This window comes from Sorangium sp. So ce726, assembly GCF_051521405.1.
In the GTDB taxonomy this organism is placed as follows: domain Bacteria; phylum Myxococcota_A; class Polyangia; order Polyangiales; family Polyangiaceae; genus Sorangium.
Genome location: NZ_CP150349.1, coordinates 7,009,303 through 7,023,042, shown reverse-complemented (window position 1 = coordinate 7,023,042; position 13,740 = coordinate 7,009,303). Strand labels below are relative to the sequence as shown.

Sequence of the window (13,740 nt, the reverse complement as noted above, 5' to 3'; positions counted from 1 at the left end):
ACATTGCGGTGGTATCCTTTTGCTTCGCTCTGGGTGGGTCGTCATGTGCACCGCGAGCTTCGTCGTCGGGTATCGGGTCGATCCTGGCGCCGGCTCCGTTCGTTCGGTCGTCGCGCAGACGAGCGTCGAACGATGGTGATCGGCGTTTCACCAGGAGTGAGCGACCAGAGAACGCGACAGACATCGCCTGTTCCACGATTGTCGCGAAAAAATCATGGGTATTGCTCCCCGTAGCGTGCCCGCAGCGGGCGAAGAGAGAGAACCATGCATAGGCCCTCAGATCATGAGCAGGCGCGTCCTCTCCTGGGCTCTCGGTCAGCTGTCTCGATCGCGTTGATCGTGGCCAGCGGCTGCACGGGAGACCTGGGCGGGCTTCATGCCGAGGATTCCACGACGACGACGACGGACCCGCCGCCCACCACGGCGGGCCCGTCCGCTTGCGAGGACGGCGCCGTGTACCCCGGGCGAGCGCCGCTGCGGCGGTTGACGCGCTTCGAATACAACAAGACAGTTCGCGACCTCCTGGGCGATACGACCGAGCCAGCCTTTTCACTGCCGAGCGAGGATGTCGGGAACGGCTTCGGCAATGACGCGGACACGCTGTCGGTCTCGAGCCTGCTCGCCGAGCAGCTGGGCACCGTCGCGGAGGGCGTCGCCAAGCGCGCGACCGCCACCCCGGAGGCGCTCGCGAAGCTCGACCCTTGCGCGAGCAGCGTGACGGCGGAGAACGAGGAGGCGTGCGCGCGCACGATCATCGAGCGAATCGCGCCGCTCGCGTATCGAAGGCCGCTCGCCGCCGGCGAGGCGGACGAGCTCCTCGCGCTGTACAGCGCCGGCCGGACGGATGCCACGTTCGACGCCGGCGTCGCGACGGTGATCGAGGCGCTGCTTCAATCGCCGGATTTTCTCTACCGCATCGAGTTTGGCACACCCGACCCGGAGCGCCCCGAGCTCCGCCGGCCCACGGGCGACGAGATGGCGACGCGCCTATCGTACCTGCTCTGGGGCACGATGCCCGACGAGGAGCTGCGCATGGCGGCGCAGGCAGGTGAGCTCTCGACCAAGGAAGGCGTGCGCGCTCAAGCCGAGCGCATGCTCGACGATCCTCGGTCCCGGACCACCGTCCGGTACTTCTTCGACAACCTGCTCCCCATCAGCAACCTCGCGGATCTCGAGCGAAACGCGGAGTCGTTCCCGACCTTCTCGCGGACGATCGGTTCGCTCCTGCGTGAAGAGACGCAGCGATTGATCGAGCACGAGATCTTCGAGGAGAACGGTACCTGGGGGTCCGTCTTGACGGCCCCGTACACGTTCATGAATGGACCTCTCGCGGCGTTCTACGGCGTCTCCGGCGTGACGGGCGACGAGTTCCAGCAGGTGCAGCTCGACACGACCCAGCGCCTCGGGCTCCTCACCCAGGCGGGTGTGATGGCCGGGACGACGCATTCGAACAACACGAACCCCGTGGTCCGCGGCGCGTTCGTGCTCGACAAGCTGATGTGCCAGAAGATCCCGCTCCCCACCGGCGACATCCTGGAGAAGGTGAAGCCACCGGATCCGTACACCGGCGCGACGGCGCGGGAGCGCTTCAGCCAGCACAGCAAGGACCCGGTCTGCGCGGGGTGCCACCAGTTCATGGATCCGGTCGGGTTCGCGCTCGAGAACTACGACGCGGTCGGGCTGTACCGCACAACGGAGAACGACGTCCCGATCGACGCGAGCGGCGCGGTCCCGGGCACGGACATCAAGGTGAGCGGGCCGATCGAGCTGGTGCAGGGGCTCGCCCAGACCGAGGCGGTGCAGAGCTGCTTCGCCACGCACTGGACCGAGTACGGCTATGGTCTCACGCTTCGCGCCGAGGACGCTTGCACCAAGAAGGCTGTCACGGACGCCTTCAAGGCGTCCGGATACAATGTAAGGCAGCTCCTGATCGAGCTCACGCAGACGGATGCTTTCCACTACATGGCTGCCCAGGAGGAGTGATGGTTATGTCGAACTTTCGTTTGAGCCGACGTGCCGTGCTGCGCGGCGCTGGCGCCATCGCCATCGCGCTCCCCTGGCTCGAGGTCATGGGCACCGAACGCACGGCGAGCGCGCAACCCGCCCCCGCCAAGCGTTTCCTCTCCGTCTACACGCCGGGTGGGACCGTGATCAACCGCTGGCGGCCGACCGGCACCGAGACGAACTTCACCTTGGGGCCCATCCTGTCGCCGCTCGCGCCGGTGCAGGACAAGCTGCTCGTCGTCGACGGCCTCGACATGAAGAGCGCGGTCGGTGAGCAGCACCAGGCCGGGATCATCGCCTGGCTCACGGGCATGGCTCAAGGTCAGGCCGGCGGCTACGGGAACGGGCCGTCCATCGATCAGGTGATCGCCTCCCGGATCTCCGCCGGTCAAAAGGCGAAGGCGAGCATCGAGATCGCGGTGCGCTGGGCGACGGGCAAGTCCCACGGCCTGCTGTCACCGATGAACGCCGCGAATTTCGAGAGCGCCGCGCCGTTCAGGCCGATCCCGCCGCGCCTCGATCCGACGGAGATCTTCACCGAGCTCTTCGGCACGCTGGATCCCAGCGCCGGCAACGATGCCGCCCGTCGACTCGCGCGGAAGAAATCGATCCTCGACTTCCTCGACGGGCGCTACTCCGCCCTGTCCACGCGGCTCGGCGCCGCCGACAAGCAGAAGATCGACCAGCACCTGACGAAGATCCGCGAGATCGAGATGGGCCTCAGCAACGTCCCGGTTGAGACGAGCGCCTGCAAGGCGCCGGAGAGGGTCGACACGTCGGACTACAACCCGCGCACGGGGTTGAACTCCTCCGACAACGGCTCGATCAAGGACACCTCGACCGACGCGGCGATCCCCAAGGTCGGCAAGCTCCTGATGGATATGCTGGTGATGTCGCTCGCCTGCGACATCACCGCGGTCGGGACGCTGCAGTGGAGCGACACCGAGGCGAAGCACACCTTCCCCTGGCTCAACCTGACCGAGCACCACCATTTCTACCAGCACGACGGCGGCTTCAGGGCGGCCGAGTGCGAGCTCATCTGCAACTGGTATTCGAAGCAGCACCTCTATCTCCTGCAGGAGATGGCGAAGGTCGACATGGGTGGACACTCGCTGCTCGACGAGAGCGTCGTCTTCTTCGGGTCCGAGCTCTCGGATCCGCCGAGCCACAACAAGTCGAACATGCCGTTCTTGCTGGCCGGCGGCGGCGGAGGCCTGCGCACTGGACGCTGGGTCCGGTACTCCAACCGCCCGCACAACGATCTGCTCGTCTCGATCTTGAACCTGTTCGGCGACAGCCGAAACACATTCGGCGACCCGAAATACTGCACCGGGCCGCTCACGAACCTGACGTAGCCGTCGCAAGGGCGGAACGCCGGCCGGCGCGAACTCAACGACGCCGGCCGGCGCTCCTCGAGGTACAGGCTGGCGCCGTCACGGGGCGCGGCGCGCGCGGGATCGTCGCCCGGGGAGGGCGCGACCGCGACGTCGCCTCACCGCAGCAGGTCGCCGATCGCCGCGTACCAGACGTTCGCCATGCGCGCGTAGCCGGGCTCGTTCGGGTGTATCCTGTCCGGGAGCTCCGCTGTCGGAAATCCGGTGTGCGTTCGCCTTTCGATTTCAGCGGAGGTACGGACTCAACGCCTGGAACCAAACCTCGGCCATGCGGTTATACCCTGCCTGGTTCGGGTGGAGATTGTCGCCGAGGAGGGACTGCCTGTAGTTCGTGTCGTTGGTGAACGCTGTGTACATGTCCACCAGCACGATGTGCTGCCCCTTGCTGACGCGCGTCGAAACCAGGTCGGGCATGGCCGCGTTGTAGGCCTTGATGGCGTTGTTCGTGCCGTCCGTTCTCGTCGGCACGATCTGCGCGAGCACCACGAGGATGTTCGGATCACGCATGAAAATCGAGTCGAGCAGCTTGCCCAGGCGATTCGGTGCGTCCGCAAGGTTGATGTTACCGTTGATGTCGTTCGTTCCGATCATCAACGTAATGATGTTGGGCTTGTAATTCGGAATGCTGGTGCCCACGAGCTGCGCGATGCCGTTGTTGCCCTCGATCGTCCAACCGCCGTGACCCTCGTGGTTCCTCGGGAACGTCACTCCGTCCACCATGGGCACGCTGTAATCACTGGCGGAACCGACGAAGGTGATGTCGCGGTTCGCTTCGAGCGCGAGGTGGAACAGCGGGGCGCGGTAGCCGCCGGCGACGTTGAAACCCTGCGTGATTGAATCGCCGAAGGGCATGATCTTACAGGAGCCGCTCGCCGGGCAGGGCTGGAATGACGGGCCGCCGCCCGCGCCAGCGCTGCCCCCTGCGGCACCTCCGTCGCCCGTGGTACCTCCGACACCGTCGGATGCGCCGCCCATGCCACCCGAGCCCGCTTCGCCGGCGCCCCCGGTGCCGCCGCCGTCACCGCCGCCCGAGCCTGTCGAGCCGCTCGTGGCGACTCCCCCTCCAGCGCTCCCGCTGGTCACGCCGCCGCTCGTCACCCCCTCGCTGGTCGCGCCCGTCGTAGCGCTTGCGCCGGCTCCGGAGCTGGTCGACGTCGCTCCTTCCGGATCATCGGAACACCCGCTGAACATCGCCACCAGCGCGGCAGTCCCCACCAGCGTGGCCCACGTCGAGCGGCGCGGTCTCCGGATCTCCGCATCGTTCCGCTCGCGCGACCCACACAGCGAACCATTCCCTTGAACCATACGCATCGCATTCCTCCGTCCCACGCACGCCGAAGCGGAGCGCCGCCGGCAGGCGGGCTCCGCTGCGCCGTCGGGGTGATCGACCGAGAGCCTCCGAAAAGACACGCAGGTCGGTGGTTTGATGAACTCGACATGTCGCTTCACCGGGCGACGCGCGGGCGCTCCGTGGGCCGGAGCGCGTGGGCGATGCCGCTCTGCAAGGTGCCCATCGTGACGATGCCGGTGAGGTCCGCGCCGAGCTCGATCAGGGCGCGCGCCACCTCGGGGCGGAGGCCCGTGAGCACCACGCGCGCGCCGACCATCTGCGCGGCGCGCGCGGTCCGCGTCAGCGCATCAGCGACGAGCGTGTCGACAGCGCGCACGCCGGTGATGTCCAGGATCGCGGTGTGGGCGCGCTGGCTGCCGATCCCGGTGAGCAGCGTCTCCATGATCTGCCCCGCGCGCGCGCCGTCCACCGTCCCGACGAGCGGCATGACCAGGACGCCGTCGGCGAGCGGAATGAGCGGAGTCGACAGCTCCCGGAGCGCCTCCTGCTGCGCGGCGATGATCTGCTCCTGGAGCGCGGCCCGCTCCGCCTCCGCGCGCCTCAGGTCGGTGTCCTCTCTCACGACGCCGCCGACGCCGACCAGCTCGCCGCGCTCGTTGCGAACAGGGAACTTGACCGTGAAGAAATAGAAATTCTGGCTGCCGTAGTCCAGGACCTCCTGGTAGCGCATGGCCTGGCCGCTCGCGAACACCTCCCGTTCCTTCGCCACGATCCGGTCGGCGACGCCGGGCGGCGTGGCGCCGAACTCATGCTCGTCCTTGCCTAGGAACTCGATGGCGTGCCGCCCGAGGGCCCGCGCATAATGGCGGTTGAGGAACACGTAGCGCCCCTCCGCGTCCTTGATGAACATGACATTCGGCGAGTTGTCCACGAGCTGCAGGAGCATCTGATAGCGCTCGTGCAGCAGGCGCTCTCTCCGCTGCGGATCGTCGCCTTCATCCACGATGGCCGCGATCTCTCGGACGTCGCCTCGCTCATCGCGCAGCACGGCGTAGGTCCACCGGCAGGTGATCCCGTTTCCCTCTCTCGTCCTGCCCGTGCTCGTGGTCGTCGCGAAGAGGCTCTCGCCAGGATCGTGGTTGAACGCCTGCACCTCCTGGGGCGACACCGGATCCGAGGCCACGAGCTCGGAGAGCCGGCGGCCCACGGCCTCGCCCTCGCTCCAACCGAAGAGGCACCTGGCGGCGTCGTTCCAGCGCGTCACGGTGCCATCCAGGCGCCAGTGGATCAGCGCCGGCACCTGCGTGGCGCCCAGAGCGAACGGCGCGTCGAGGTGCGCCGCTGCCGCGCTGACCAACCCCCTCTCACGCCGGAGCTCGCCGCGACGACTGGCCAGCTCATGCTCCAGCTCCGCGACGCGCGCGCGCAGCGCCACGCACTCTGCCTTGTAGTCAATGTCGTCATCGATGTGCACGGACACCCCATACGCGCTCGCCGGAAGCGCCGGTCGCGCGCCGCACCCTCAGTCGATGTTCTTCGACTCGATCGTCCATGCCCGGTCGGTGCACAGGCCGCAGCTCGCGCCGACGAACATGCCCTTGCCGGTCGCCCCCATGTCACCCTTCAGCTGCCAGCCCAGCCAGGCGACGCCGACCCTGCCGAAGACTCCGCCGTTGTCTTGGCCGTACGTGCCGCCGTGGCCCACGTTGGTGCTCGCAAGGACGGCGGGCACGCCTTCGGTATTCTGGTAGTCCCGGGTCCCGTTCGGGTAAGCGATGTCATCCGGGCCGCCGAGGATGAACGCGATCGGCGCGTGGAGCGCGTCGAGGATCTTCGGATCGGGATTGATCATCCCGCTGCTCCAGATCACCGCGGTCGTCACGCGCGGGTCGCCGGCAGCACCTTCGGCCATCAATCCGCCACAGGACCAACCCATGACCGCGGTCTTGTCGGCAGCCAGGCTCCGGTAGTACTGGCTGCACGCTCGCCCGTTCTCCTTGATGGCCCAATCCAGGGAGTCGATCAGGGGCTGCCCCATGGCCTTGTAGTCGTTGACCATGGGCCTCGATCCGGAGCCATTCGGTTCGCCATCGGAGATCACCAGGTACCCGTGCGACGCGAGCTCGCCCAGAAAATCTGGGTTGGTGGTGCCGTTCAAGGAACAGGCACCCTCTCCCCACGCAACGATCGGGTACCTCTCGGCGCCGCCCAGGTCCTTCGGCCTGTAAATCGTGCGGCCAGACAACCCGGGGTCCTTTTCGACCACGACCTCGTGGGAGCCGGTAAACGCGGCTCCCATGGCTCTCACGTTGACCGGCGTCGGATCGGGGGTCTCGTCCGCGGGGTCACACGTCGCCGCGCCGCCCGCGCCCGCGCCCGCGCCACCCGCGCCCGCGCCGCCCGCACCACCGTTGCCCGCCGCTTCGCTGGAGCCGCCCGCCGCTCCGTCGGACGCGCCCCCACCCGCCGCGCCACCGGTCGCGCTCACACCGCCGCCGCTGCTGCCCGCGGACCCAGCGCCTGTGGTCGCAGCGCCGGCAGACCCGGTAGAGCCGGCAGCTCCGCTCGAGCCCGCCGGGGTGCCAGCGGCCCCCGAGGGCAGCGCGTCGTCAGCACCGCAGCCGAACAGGATGACGGCGATGGCCGCTGCCGTTACTTGCGTCACTGCTTGCATCAAGGTCTCCTCTCGTGCGATCCCCACGCGCACGACGTGCTTCTTCGCCTGCTCACGGGTCTCTCCCGGAGCCTATGTGATCGTTCACAACTCTGATGCCAGCTCCAGGGAGGCACACCGCCGGCGATGCCGCTCAGGCGAGCATGTCGTCGATGGGCCCGGAGCCCTTGCCCTCACCGAAGTTCTCCGTCCACTCGGCCTTGTCTCGAACGGCGGCGGCGATGAGGCCGTTGAAGAGCCGGTTGTTCGTCACGTCTCCGGCGTCGATGAACGCCCCCTGCTTCAGGTAGCCGCCGCCGCTCCCAGCGATGATCGTCGGAACGTTGCGGAAGCTGTGCGACGGGCCGTCCGCCACGTGGTTCGTCCACAGGATGATGGACTTGTCGAACAGGCCGCGCGCCTTGAACTGATCGAGGCCGTGGAGCAGCGTCTGCATGCGGAGCACGTCGATCTCGGCGTGTGCTTGCTCGGCCGTCGGATTGCTGCCCGAAGCGGCGTCCGATTGCACACGATGGCTGAGGTGGTGGAAGGGCCACCCGAGCTTCTCGTTCGACGGCACCGCATACTTCGTCTGATCCGTGCCGTCGCCGTGCTGCAGCGTCGCCACGCGGTTGAAGTTACAGGCGAACGCCAGGGCCACGAGCTCGAGATGGAGCTTCGCGACGTCTTCTATCATGCCGTCCGTCTTGAACGCGAAGCCGCCCTCGAGCGCCTCGAGCTCCGACGTCGAGAGGCCGGCCTGACTGCAGGCCCCGGCCATCTCGCCCATCGTGACCTCGGCGTCGCGGATGGCGTCGAAATGCTGCTGGAGGCGCTGCTTGTCGGCGGAGCTCAGCGCCGACATGCGCATCAGGCTGTTCAGCTCCTCGCGCACGAAGTCGTTAGCGCTCTTGCGGCTGCGGATGAGCTCCTCGGCGACCTGCCCGCCGCTACCGCCGCTCTTACCGCCGCTACCCGCCAAGCCGACGAGCTTGGAGTAGAGCGTGTACGGGTTGTCGTCCGCAGAACGCACCTGTCCGGAGCCGCCGCCCTTGAAAGAAATACGCTCGGCGATGTACCCGTTCTTGCGGTTGCCGGCGTAGAGCGTGAGCGGCTCGGCGCCCCCCTCGTTCACCAGCTGGGCGACGACCACGTCCGCGGACACGCCGCTCGAGGCCGCGGTCCTGCCGCCGCCCTGCGCCGGGCGCGCGGTGAGCGCCTGACACAGGCCCTGCGCGTGGCCGCAGTTGCTGGGGCCCCCCATCGGGAAGTTGATGCCGCGGAGGAACAGCAGGTTCGGGGCGTGAGGCGCGAGCACGTGCGTCGCCTTGTCCGTCATGGCGGCGAGCCCGTCGGTCGTGAGCTGGCCAGTCTCGTCCGGGAAGAACGACTTACCCACCACGCCGCACGCCGCCACGATGTAGAGGCTGAACACGGGCGAGCTGTCCGCGGCCCAGGCGGAGCGCGACGGCAGACCCTCGAGGAACGGAAGGGCGATGGCAACGCCGCCTGCGCGCAGGAACGCGCGCCGATTCATGCCGCGCCGGTGCGCTGCGTTCGGAGGAGCGAGGTTCATTGCGATCTTGGGGTTCACAGCGTACCTCCCATGCGAGTCCGGAATGCTTCCTTCTTGACGAGCTCGAGCATCATCTGTTTCACCGAGCCGCTGGCGCCGCGGCTCACCTCGGCGAGCGTCTCGACGAGCGGCAAGTCCGACGGGACGACGTCGCGCTGGAGCGCGAAGCTCGCGAGCTTCTTGGCGTAGCAGAGGTGAGCCTGCTCGCCCTCCGCCATGTGGTGCATCAGCTCGCCGGCGTCCGCGAACGACCTGGCCCCTTCGGAGAACGTGTAGACACCGCTGCTGTCGATCGGCAAGCCTCCGTTCTCCTCGTCCCGAGTTTGCCCCATGCCATCGAAGTGCTCGAAGGCGAAGCCGACGGGGTTGATGAGCTGGTTGTGGCACGTGCCGCCGCAGGCGGAGGTGAGCCGCGTGATGCGTTGACGGTTCGTCTGCCCAGGCTCGAGGGGCGGGACCGGCGGAATGTCGGGGGCCGGCGCGCCGAGCGGCGCGCACAGCACGTCGAGGTTGATGCTGACGCCGCGGTGGATCGAGTCCGACTCCTCGTTCAGAGCGTTCAGCGTCAGGTGAGGGAGCTGCGAGAAGAAGCCGACGCGATCGGGACCGAGGTCTCGCTCCACGACGCGGCTCCCGTTCGGCGTAAGGCCGTAGAGGCTCGCCATTCCCGGCCCCACGAAGCCCTTGGTGGACGTGAGGATCTCCTTGACGCCGAGACCCTCGGTGAAGATCTTGTCGAAGAACAGGTACGCGCTCTCCTCGTACTCCGCGTTCAACGATTCGTCGTAGCTCGGCACGCCGAGCTTGCTGATCGTGGCGTAGCGATCGAAGTGGAGCAGCTCGCGATGGAAGTACCGCATGCCCTCGACGGCTGTGGGCTCCTCCACCATGGTCTCGGCGACCGCGGCGATCGCTTCCGGTGTCGTGAGCGTGGGCGCCTTGTCGAGCAGCTCGTCGCTCGGCGCGGCGTCGCGCAGCCAGAGCGAGAGCTTCGCCGCGATCTCGTAACCATCGAGCGGCTTACGATCCTCGCCGAGCTCTGTGCGGTAGAGGAAGTGCGGCGACTGGAGCATCGTCCGGATCACGAGCTGCGCGCCCTTGGCGAACGTGCTCTTGGTGCCGGACATCGCCGTTCCGGTCTCGAAGAGGGCAGTGTATCTGGCGATCTCGTCGTCCGTCAGCGGGCGGCGATACGCACGGCGCCCCACGGCTTCGATGAAGCCGGCCGCGTCCGTGCCCGGGTAAACATCGGCGAGCGCCTCATCCGAAGCCGTCACCTCCTCGGCGAGCGCCTCCGCCGCCGACTGGTAGTCGCTCCACGAGCGCTGGTTCACGCTCAGCAAGTGCTCGTTGTTCGTGAAGTCCGTCGTGCCGGCGACGGGCTTCTCGAACCCGTCGGACAGCGACGGTGGATCGGCGAGGTTCAGGACCACCTGCACGCTGCGCGCCCACTGCGAGTTCGTGAGGCGCACGAACCGGTGGTACAGCGGCCCACCCGGCATGTCGATGCCGCGCGCCACGCCACCGGTGGCTGGGCCGCTCCCGTCCGGCGCCGGGCCGCCGCTCCCCTCCGGATCGCCCACGGAGCCCGTGCATCCCTCGAGCAGGAGCGCGGTGACGCAGAGCCCCGCGCCCAGCGCCCGCCTGCAGCGTGGCAAGCCGGTCATCAAAAAAGACGGTGGGGTCATCATTGCCTCCTGACCAAGCTCGGGTGACAGATCAGCTATTTCAGCGCAGTTACAATGCAACCATCATCGAGTAACTGTCTTGTTCATCTGAACATCGAGAATCCATGCATCGAAGAGATCGCGTTCACTCCACCGCCTGCGGGAGGCCGTGTTCACTCCACCGCCTGCGGGGCTCACTTGAGCGACTGGAAGAAGCGCCAGGCTCGCCCGCCCGCGCCGGACGGTACGGAGTGACCGCCGGGGTGCGTGCAGTACACGACCGGCTGGCCCTCCTTGCAGCCCTGGTACTCGACGCACGCGTCGCCGAAGCTCGACCGCATCGTGGTCGCCTGGCAGCCGTTCCGGCCGCGCCAGAAGTCTCGGGTCGCCTGTCCCAGCTGGGGGGTCACGGTCCCATCGGTGTCGCCTTGCGTTTGGATCAGCGCGTGCGCGGCGCTGGCGTCGCTGCACGTGGGCTGCGATCCGTTGGGCCCCCACCCAGCGACCGGTGCGAGGCCGCGGAACACGGAGGCGCGCTGGCAGCCGAGCGTGTTCGTCATGAAACCACCTTGGCTGAACCCGACCGCGAAGACGCGCTTCGTATCCACGCAGTAGTTCGTCTTGGCGTGCTCCAGCATGGCATCGAAGAACGCCAGGTCGGCCGTCATGCGCGCCTGATTGGCGTTGGGCGGCGGACCGCCCCAGTTGGAGTCTGCAGTGCCCCACTGCGATTCGGTGCTCGGAGGCCTGGATTGCCCGTCCGCCGGCAAGCCCTGCGGGTAGATGAGCAGCGCCTGGTTGTTGGTCTCCTGGATGAGCTGGAATCCGCTGTTGTCGTGAGCAGCCCACACGTTGTTCATGTTCAGGCCGTGGATACCGAAGACCAGCGGCAGCGGCTTGCTCGGGTCGTAGTTCTCCGGCACGTGAATCAGGTAGTAGCGCGTCACCCCACCGACCATCAGCGTCTGCTGCGTGCGAGGGTTGGGGCGCGTCACGGCCTTGCCGCAGCCCACCGAGCCGCCGTCGCCAGCGCCCGTCGAGCCGCCGTCGCCGGCGCCCGTCGAGCCGCCGTCGCCGGCGCCCGTCGAGCCGCCGGCACCGGTGCCGGACGAGTCGCCGCCCGTGCCGGCAGCGCTGCTCGTGCTCGCGACCGTGCTCGAGGCCGTGCCCCCGCCCCCGCTAGCCCCTCCGCCCGACGTCGCTCCCGAGGTGGAACCGCTGCTCGTGGATGCGCCAGAGGAGCCACCAGCGCCGGGGCCGATGGGATCCGCCTCTGAGGAGCATGCGGCCAGCCCTGCCGCCACGCCTACAGTGAAAAGAACGCTCAGTCCAAAGACATATCTACTCATAAGGACACCACCTCGCCAGGTGCTGCTCGTCGGTGGCTCGGGCGAGCGCGCGTCATCCGCCCCGCTCCCCCGGCCGGTTGATGAATACGTCAAGCGCCGGGCGCCGCCCGGTCAATCACGTTCTCAAAAGGTCGAGAACAGGCTCCAGAGGAACTTGGGCGCGAACGCGGGCCAGCCGTGATTGGTGTTGCTGTAGTTCGGGTCGCCGTGCTGGCACCAATAGACCGGATAGTCCTCGTCACAGCCCTGAGCCAGGACGCAGTTCGAGAGATCGTCCGTGTACCCTTCGACAGGCGTCGTGCTCGCCTGGCAGTGGTTTAGCTCGGTATAGAAGTCGCGCGTCTTCGGGCCGTTGTCCGTCCCGACCACAGAGTCGCGCTTTCCGTGGATGACGACCGCAGTGACCTGCCCGGTACACTTTCGGGTGCTGGCGTTGAGCGGGTACTGGGGTACGTTCTTGGTGGCGCACGGGCCCACCGCGCGCAGCTTGTCCGCGTGCTCGCAGCCGAGGATGCTCGAGAAGTCGCCGCCCGAGCTTTCGCCCGCAGCGAACACGCGCGCTTTGTCGATGCAGAAGTTGTCCGTGATCTGATCGTAGAACGGCTGAAAGAAGGAGACGTCGTTCGCCCCCCAGCCCGAGCCGGAGTTGGCCGGGTGAGGGTAGACGCGGATCCAGGCTTCCTTGGGGCCGGTCGCCTCGAAGCCCGCGTTCTGCTCTGCCCAGCTGATCGGGTTGCCCGTCGGGTTGAACATGATCATCACCGGATACGGCTTGCTGGCGTCGTAGTTGGTCGGCAGCTTCACGTAGTACTGGTGACCCGATACGGTGAGCGGGCTCTGTGCGCTGCCCGTCTGCGGATTGGCCTTGTCGCAACCGGTGCTCGGCTGCGGGGGGACCTTGCCTCCCATCGATCCGCCTGAGCCGCCTGCTCCTGGCGAACCGCCGCTTCCGCTCGTTCCTCCCTCGCCGCCCGCTCCACCCGCGGACGCGCCGCCGTCGCCGGTCGTGGTGCCGCCGCTGGTCGTGGTGCCGCCCGTCGTGGTGCTGCCGCTGCTGCCTGAGACGGCGGCCCCGCCCGCTCCGGGGTGAGGGTCGTCACCTGAGGTGCTCGCGCCGTCATCACCGGCTCCTCCGCAAGCCGAGAGGGCGCAAGCGCCGGCCAGCGCCGCGAACAATGTGGCTCGAACGAGTGTAGGCTGGTTCGTCATTCGAATACCCAGGCGCGATTTTTCCCCGCACTGGCAGCGTTCCACGAGGCGCGCCCGCAGCGTGAGGTCGTTTCCAGTTGATTGAAGGATCCGAGTCCGACCGCGGAGCCAGGATTCAGCGAGCTTGCGCGACGTTCATGTAAACAAGCCGTCTCGCTGGATTTTCGCTCGCCGCGATCGCGGCAAGGTGCGCATTGTGATCGTTCACATTCACGATGTCAACTCTTGTCGACGGGACCGTGGAGCTCCTCGAGCCCGAGGGAGGACAGGGCTGGCGTAGCTCCTCCGACGAAGCGGCGCGTCAATCGGGGGCACCGGGCTGCGGGCCAGTGGAGGGCCTGTACGACGAGAACGCCGACGGGCATCGTGGCCGTCGCCCCGCAGCGGTCGGCGGCGGACGCGCTCCGCCACGTTATCTTCGACCAGCCAGATCGCTCGGGATCGAGGAGAGCCGCGGCCTGGTCAATTTTGTTTGACGCCCTGAATGTGATCGTTCACGGTGCGCCCTCGGGGGTCCTGCTGCTTTGCCTTGGATGGGCCGTTCTGCCCAACGTGCCGTTCGTCCTGGGCTCAAGATCGGACCTCTGCGCTGGCTCT

At 67.6% G+C, this 13,740-nt stretch carries 9 protein-coding genes; 2 read left to right on the top strand and 7 right to left on the bottom strand.

What is annotated here, in order from left to right:
- Nucleotides 1-339: 339 nt before the first annotated feature.
- Both WME79_RS26060 and WME79_RS26055 read left to right on the top strand, forming a co-directional pair.
- Nucleotides 340-1,983, top strand: a complete 1,644-nt coding sequence (locus tag WME79_RS26060) for a DUF1592 domain-containing protein (protein ID WP_437520138.1) — start codon at nucleotides 340-342, stop codon at nucleotides 1,981-1,983.
- Entirely contained in the window at nucleotides 1,983-3,359 is a 1,377-nt protein-coding gene (locus tag WME79_RS26055) for a DUF1552 domain-containing protein (protein WP_437520135.1), read from the top strand. Before WME79_RS26060 ends, WME79_RS26055 begins: the two co-directional genes overlap by 1 nt.
- 264 nt (nucleotides 3,360-3,623) lie before the next feature.
- On the opposite strand, the gene WME79_RS26050 is transcribed toward WME79_RS26055, so the two are convergent.
- From WME79_RS26050 to WME79_RS26020, 7 genes are all read right to left on the bottom strand, one after another.
- Nucleotides 3,624-4,703 carry an SGNH/GDSL hydrolase family protein gene (locus WME79_RS26050; protein WP_437520132.1) on the bottom strand — a complete coding sequence of 360 codons (1,080 nt, stop codon included), beginning with the start codon at nucleotides 4,701-4,703 and terminating at the stop codon, nucleotides 3,624-3,626.
- Nucleotides 4,704-4,843: 140 nt separating this feature from the next.
- Nucleotides 4,844-6,163 carry a PAS domain-containing protein gene (locus WME79_RS26045; protein ID WP_437520129.1) on the bottom strand — a complete coding sequence of 440 codons (1,320 nt, stop codon included), beginning with the start codon at nucleotides 6,161-6,163 and terminating at the stop codon, nucleotides 4,844-4,846.
- Between the two features lie 48 nt (nucleotides 6,164-6,211).
- Entirely contained in the window at nucleotides 6,212-7,363 is a 1,152-nt protein-coding gene (locus tag WME79_RS26040; protein ID WP_437520126.1) for a poly(ethylene terephthalate) hydrolase family protein, read from the bottom strand.
- Between the two features lie 133 nt (nucleotides 7,364-7,496).
- Entirely contained in the window at nucleotides 7,497-8,936 is a 1,440-nt protein-coding gene (locus WME79_RS26035) for a DUF1552 domain-containing protein (RefSeq protein ID WP_437520124.1), read from the bottom strand.
- Nucleotides 8,933-10,585 (bottom strand): DUF1592 domain-containing protein, encoded by a 1,653-nt coding sequence (locus WME79_RS26030; protein ID WP_437539954.1) that lies wholly within the window; start codon nucleotides 10,583-10,585, stop codon nucleotides 8,933-8,935. The genes WME79_RS26035 and WME79_RS26030 overlap by 4 nt, the downstream gene beginning before the upstream one ends.
- Before the next feature lie 194 nt (nucleotides 10,586-10,779).
- Nucleotides 10,780-11,934, bottom strand: coding sequence for an alpha/beta hydrolase family esterase (locus WME79_RS26025; protein ID WP_437520121.1), 1,155 nt, complete (start codon nucleotides 11,932-11,934; stop codon nucleotides 10,780-10,782).
- A 123-nt stretch (nucleotides 11,935-12,057) separates the two neighbouring features.
- A complete protein-coding gene (locus tag WME79_RS26020; RefSeq protein WP_437520118.1) occupies nucleotides 12,058-12,843 on the bottom strand; it encodes an alpha/beta hydrolase family esterase in 786 nt (261 codons plus the stop codon).
- Nucleotides 12,844-13,740: the final 897 nt, after the last annotated feature.

Bases quoted from the DNA above. Each gene is read 5' to 3' on its own strand.
- WME79_RS26055 (WP_437520135.1), top strand. From the start codon at position 1,983: ATGGTTATGTCGAACTTTCGTTTGAGCCGACGTGCCGTGCTGCGCGGC.
- WME79_RS26050 (WP_437520132.1), bottom strand. From the start codon at position 4,703: ATGGTTCAAGGGAATGGTTCGCTGTGTGGGTCGCGCGAGCGGAACGAT.
- WME79_RS26020 (WP_437520118.1), bottom strand. From the start codon at position 12,843: ATGGGAGGCAAGGTCCCCCCGCAGCCGAGCACCGGTTGCGACAAGGCC.
- WME79_RS26040 (WP_437520126.1), bottom strand. From the start codon at position 7,363: ATGCAAGCAGTGACGCAAGTAACGGCAGCGGCCATCGCCGTCATCCTG.
- WME79_RS26030 (WP_437539954.1), bottom strand. From the start codon at position 10,585: ATGACCGGCTTGCCACGCTGCAGGCGGGCGCTGGGCGCGGGGCTCTGC.
- WME79_RS26025 (WP_437520121.1), bottom strand. From the start codon at position 11,934: ATGAGTAGATATGTCTTTGGACTGAGCGTTCTTTTCACTGTAGGCGTG.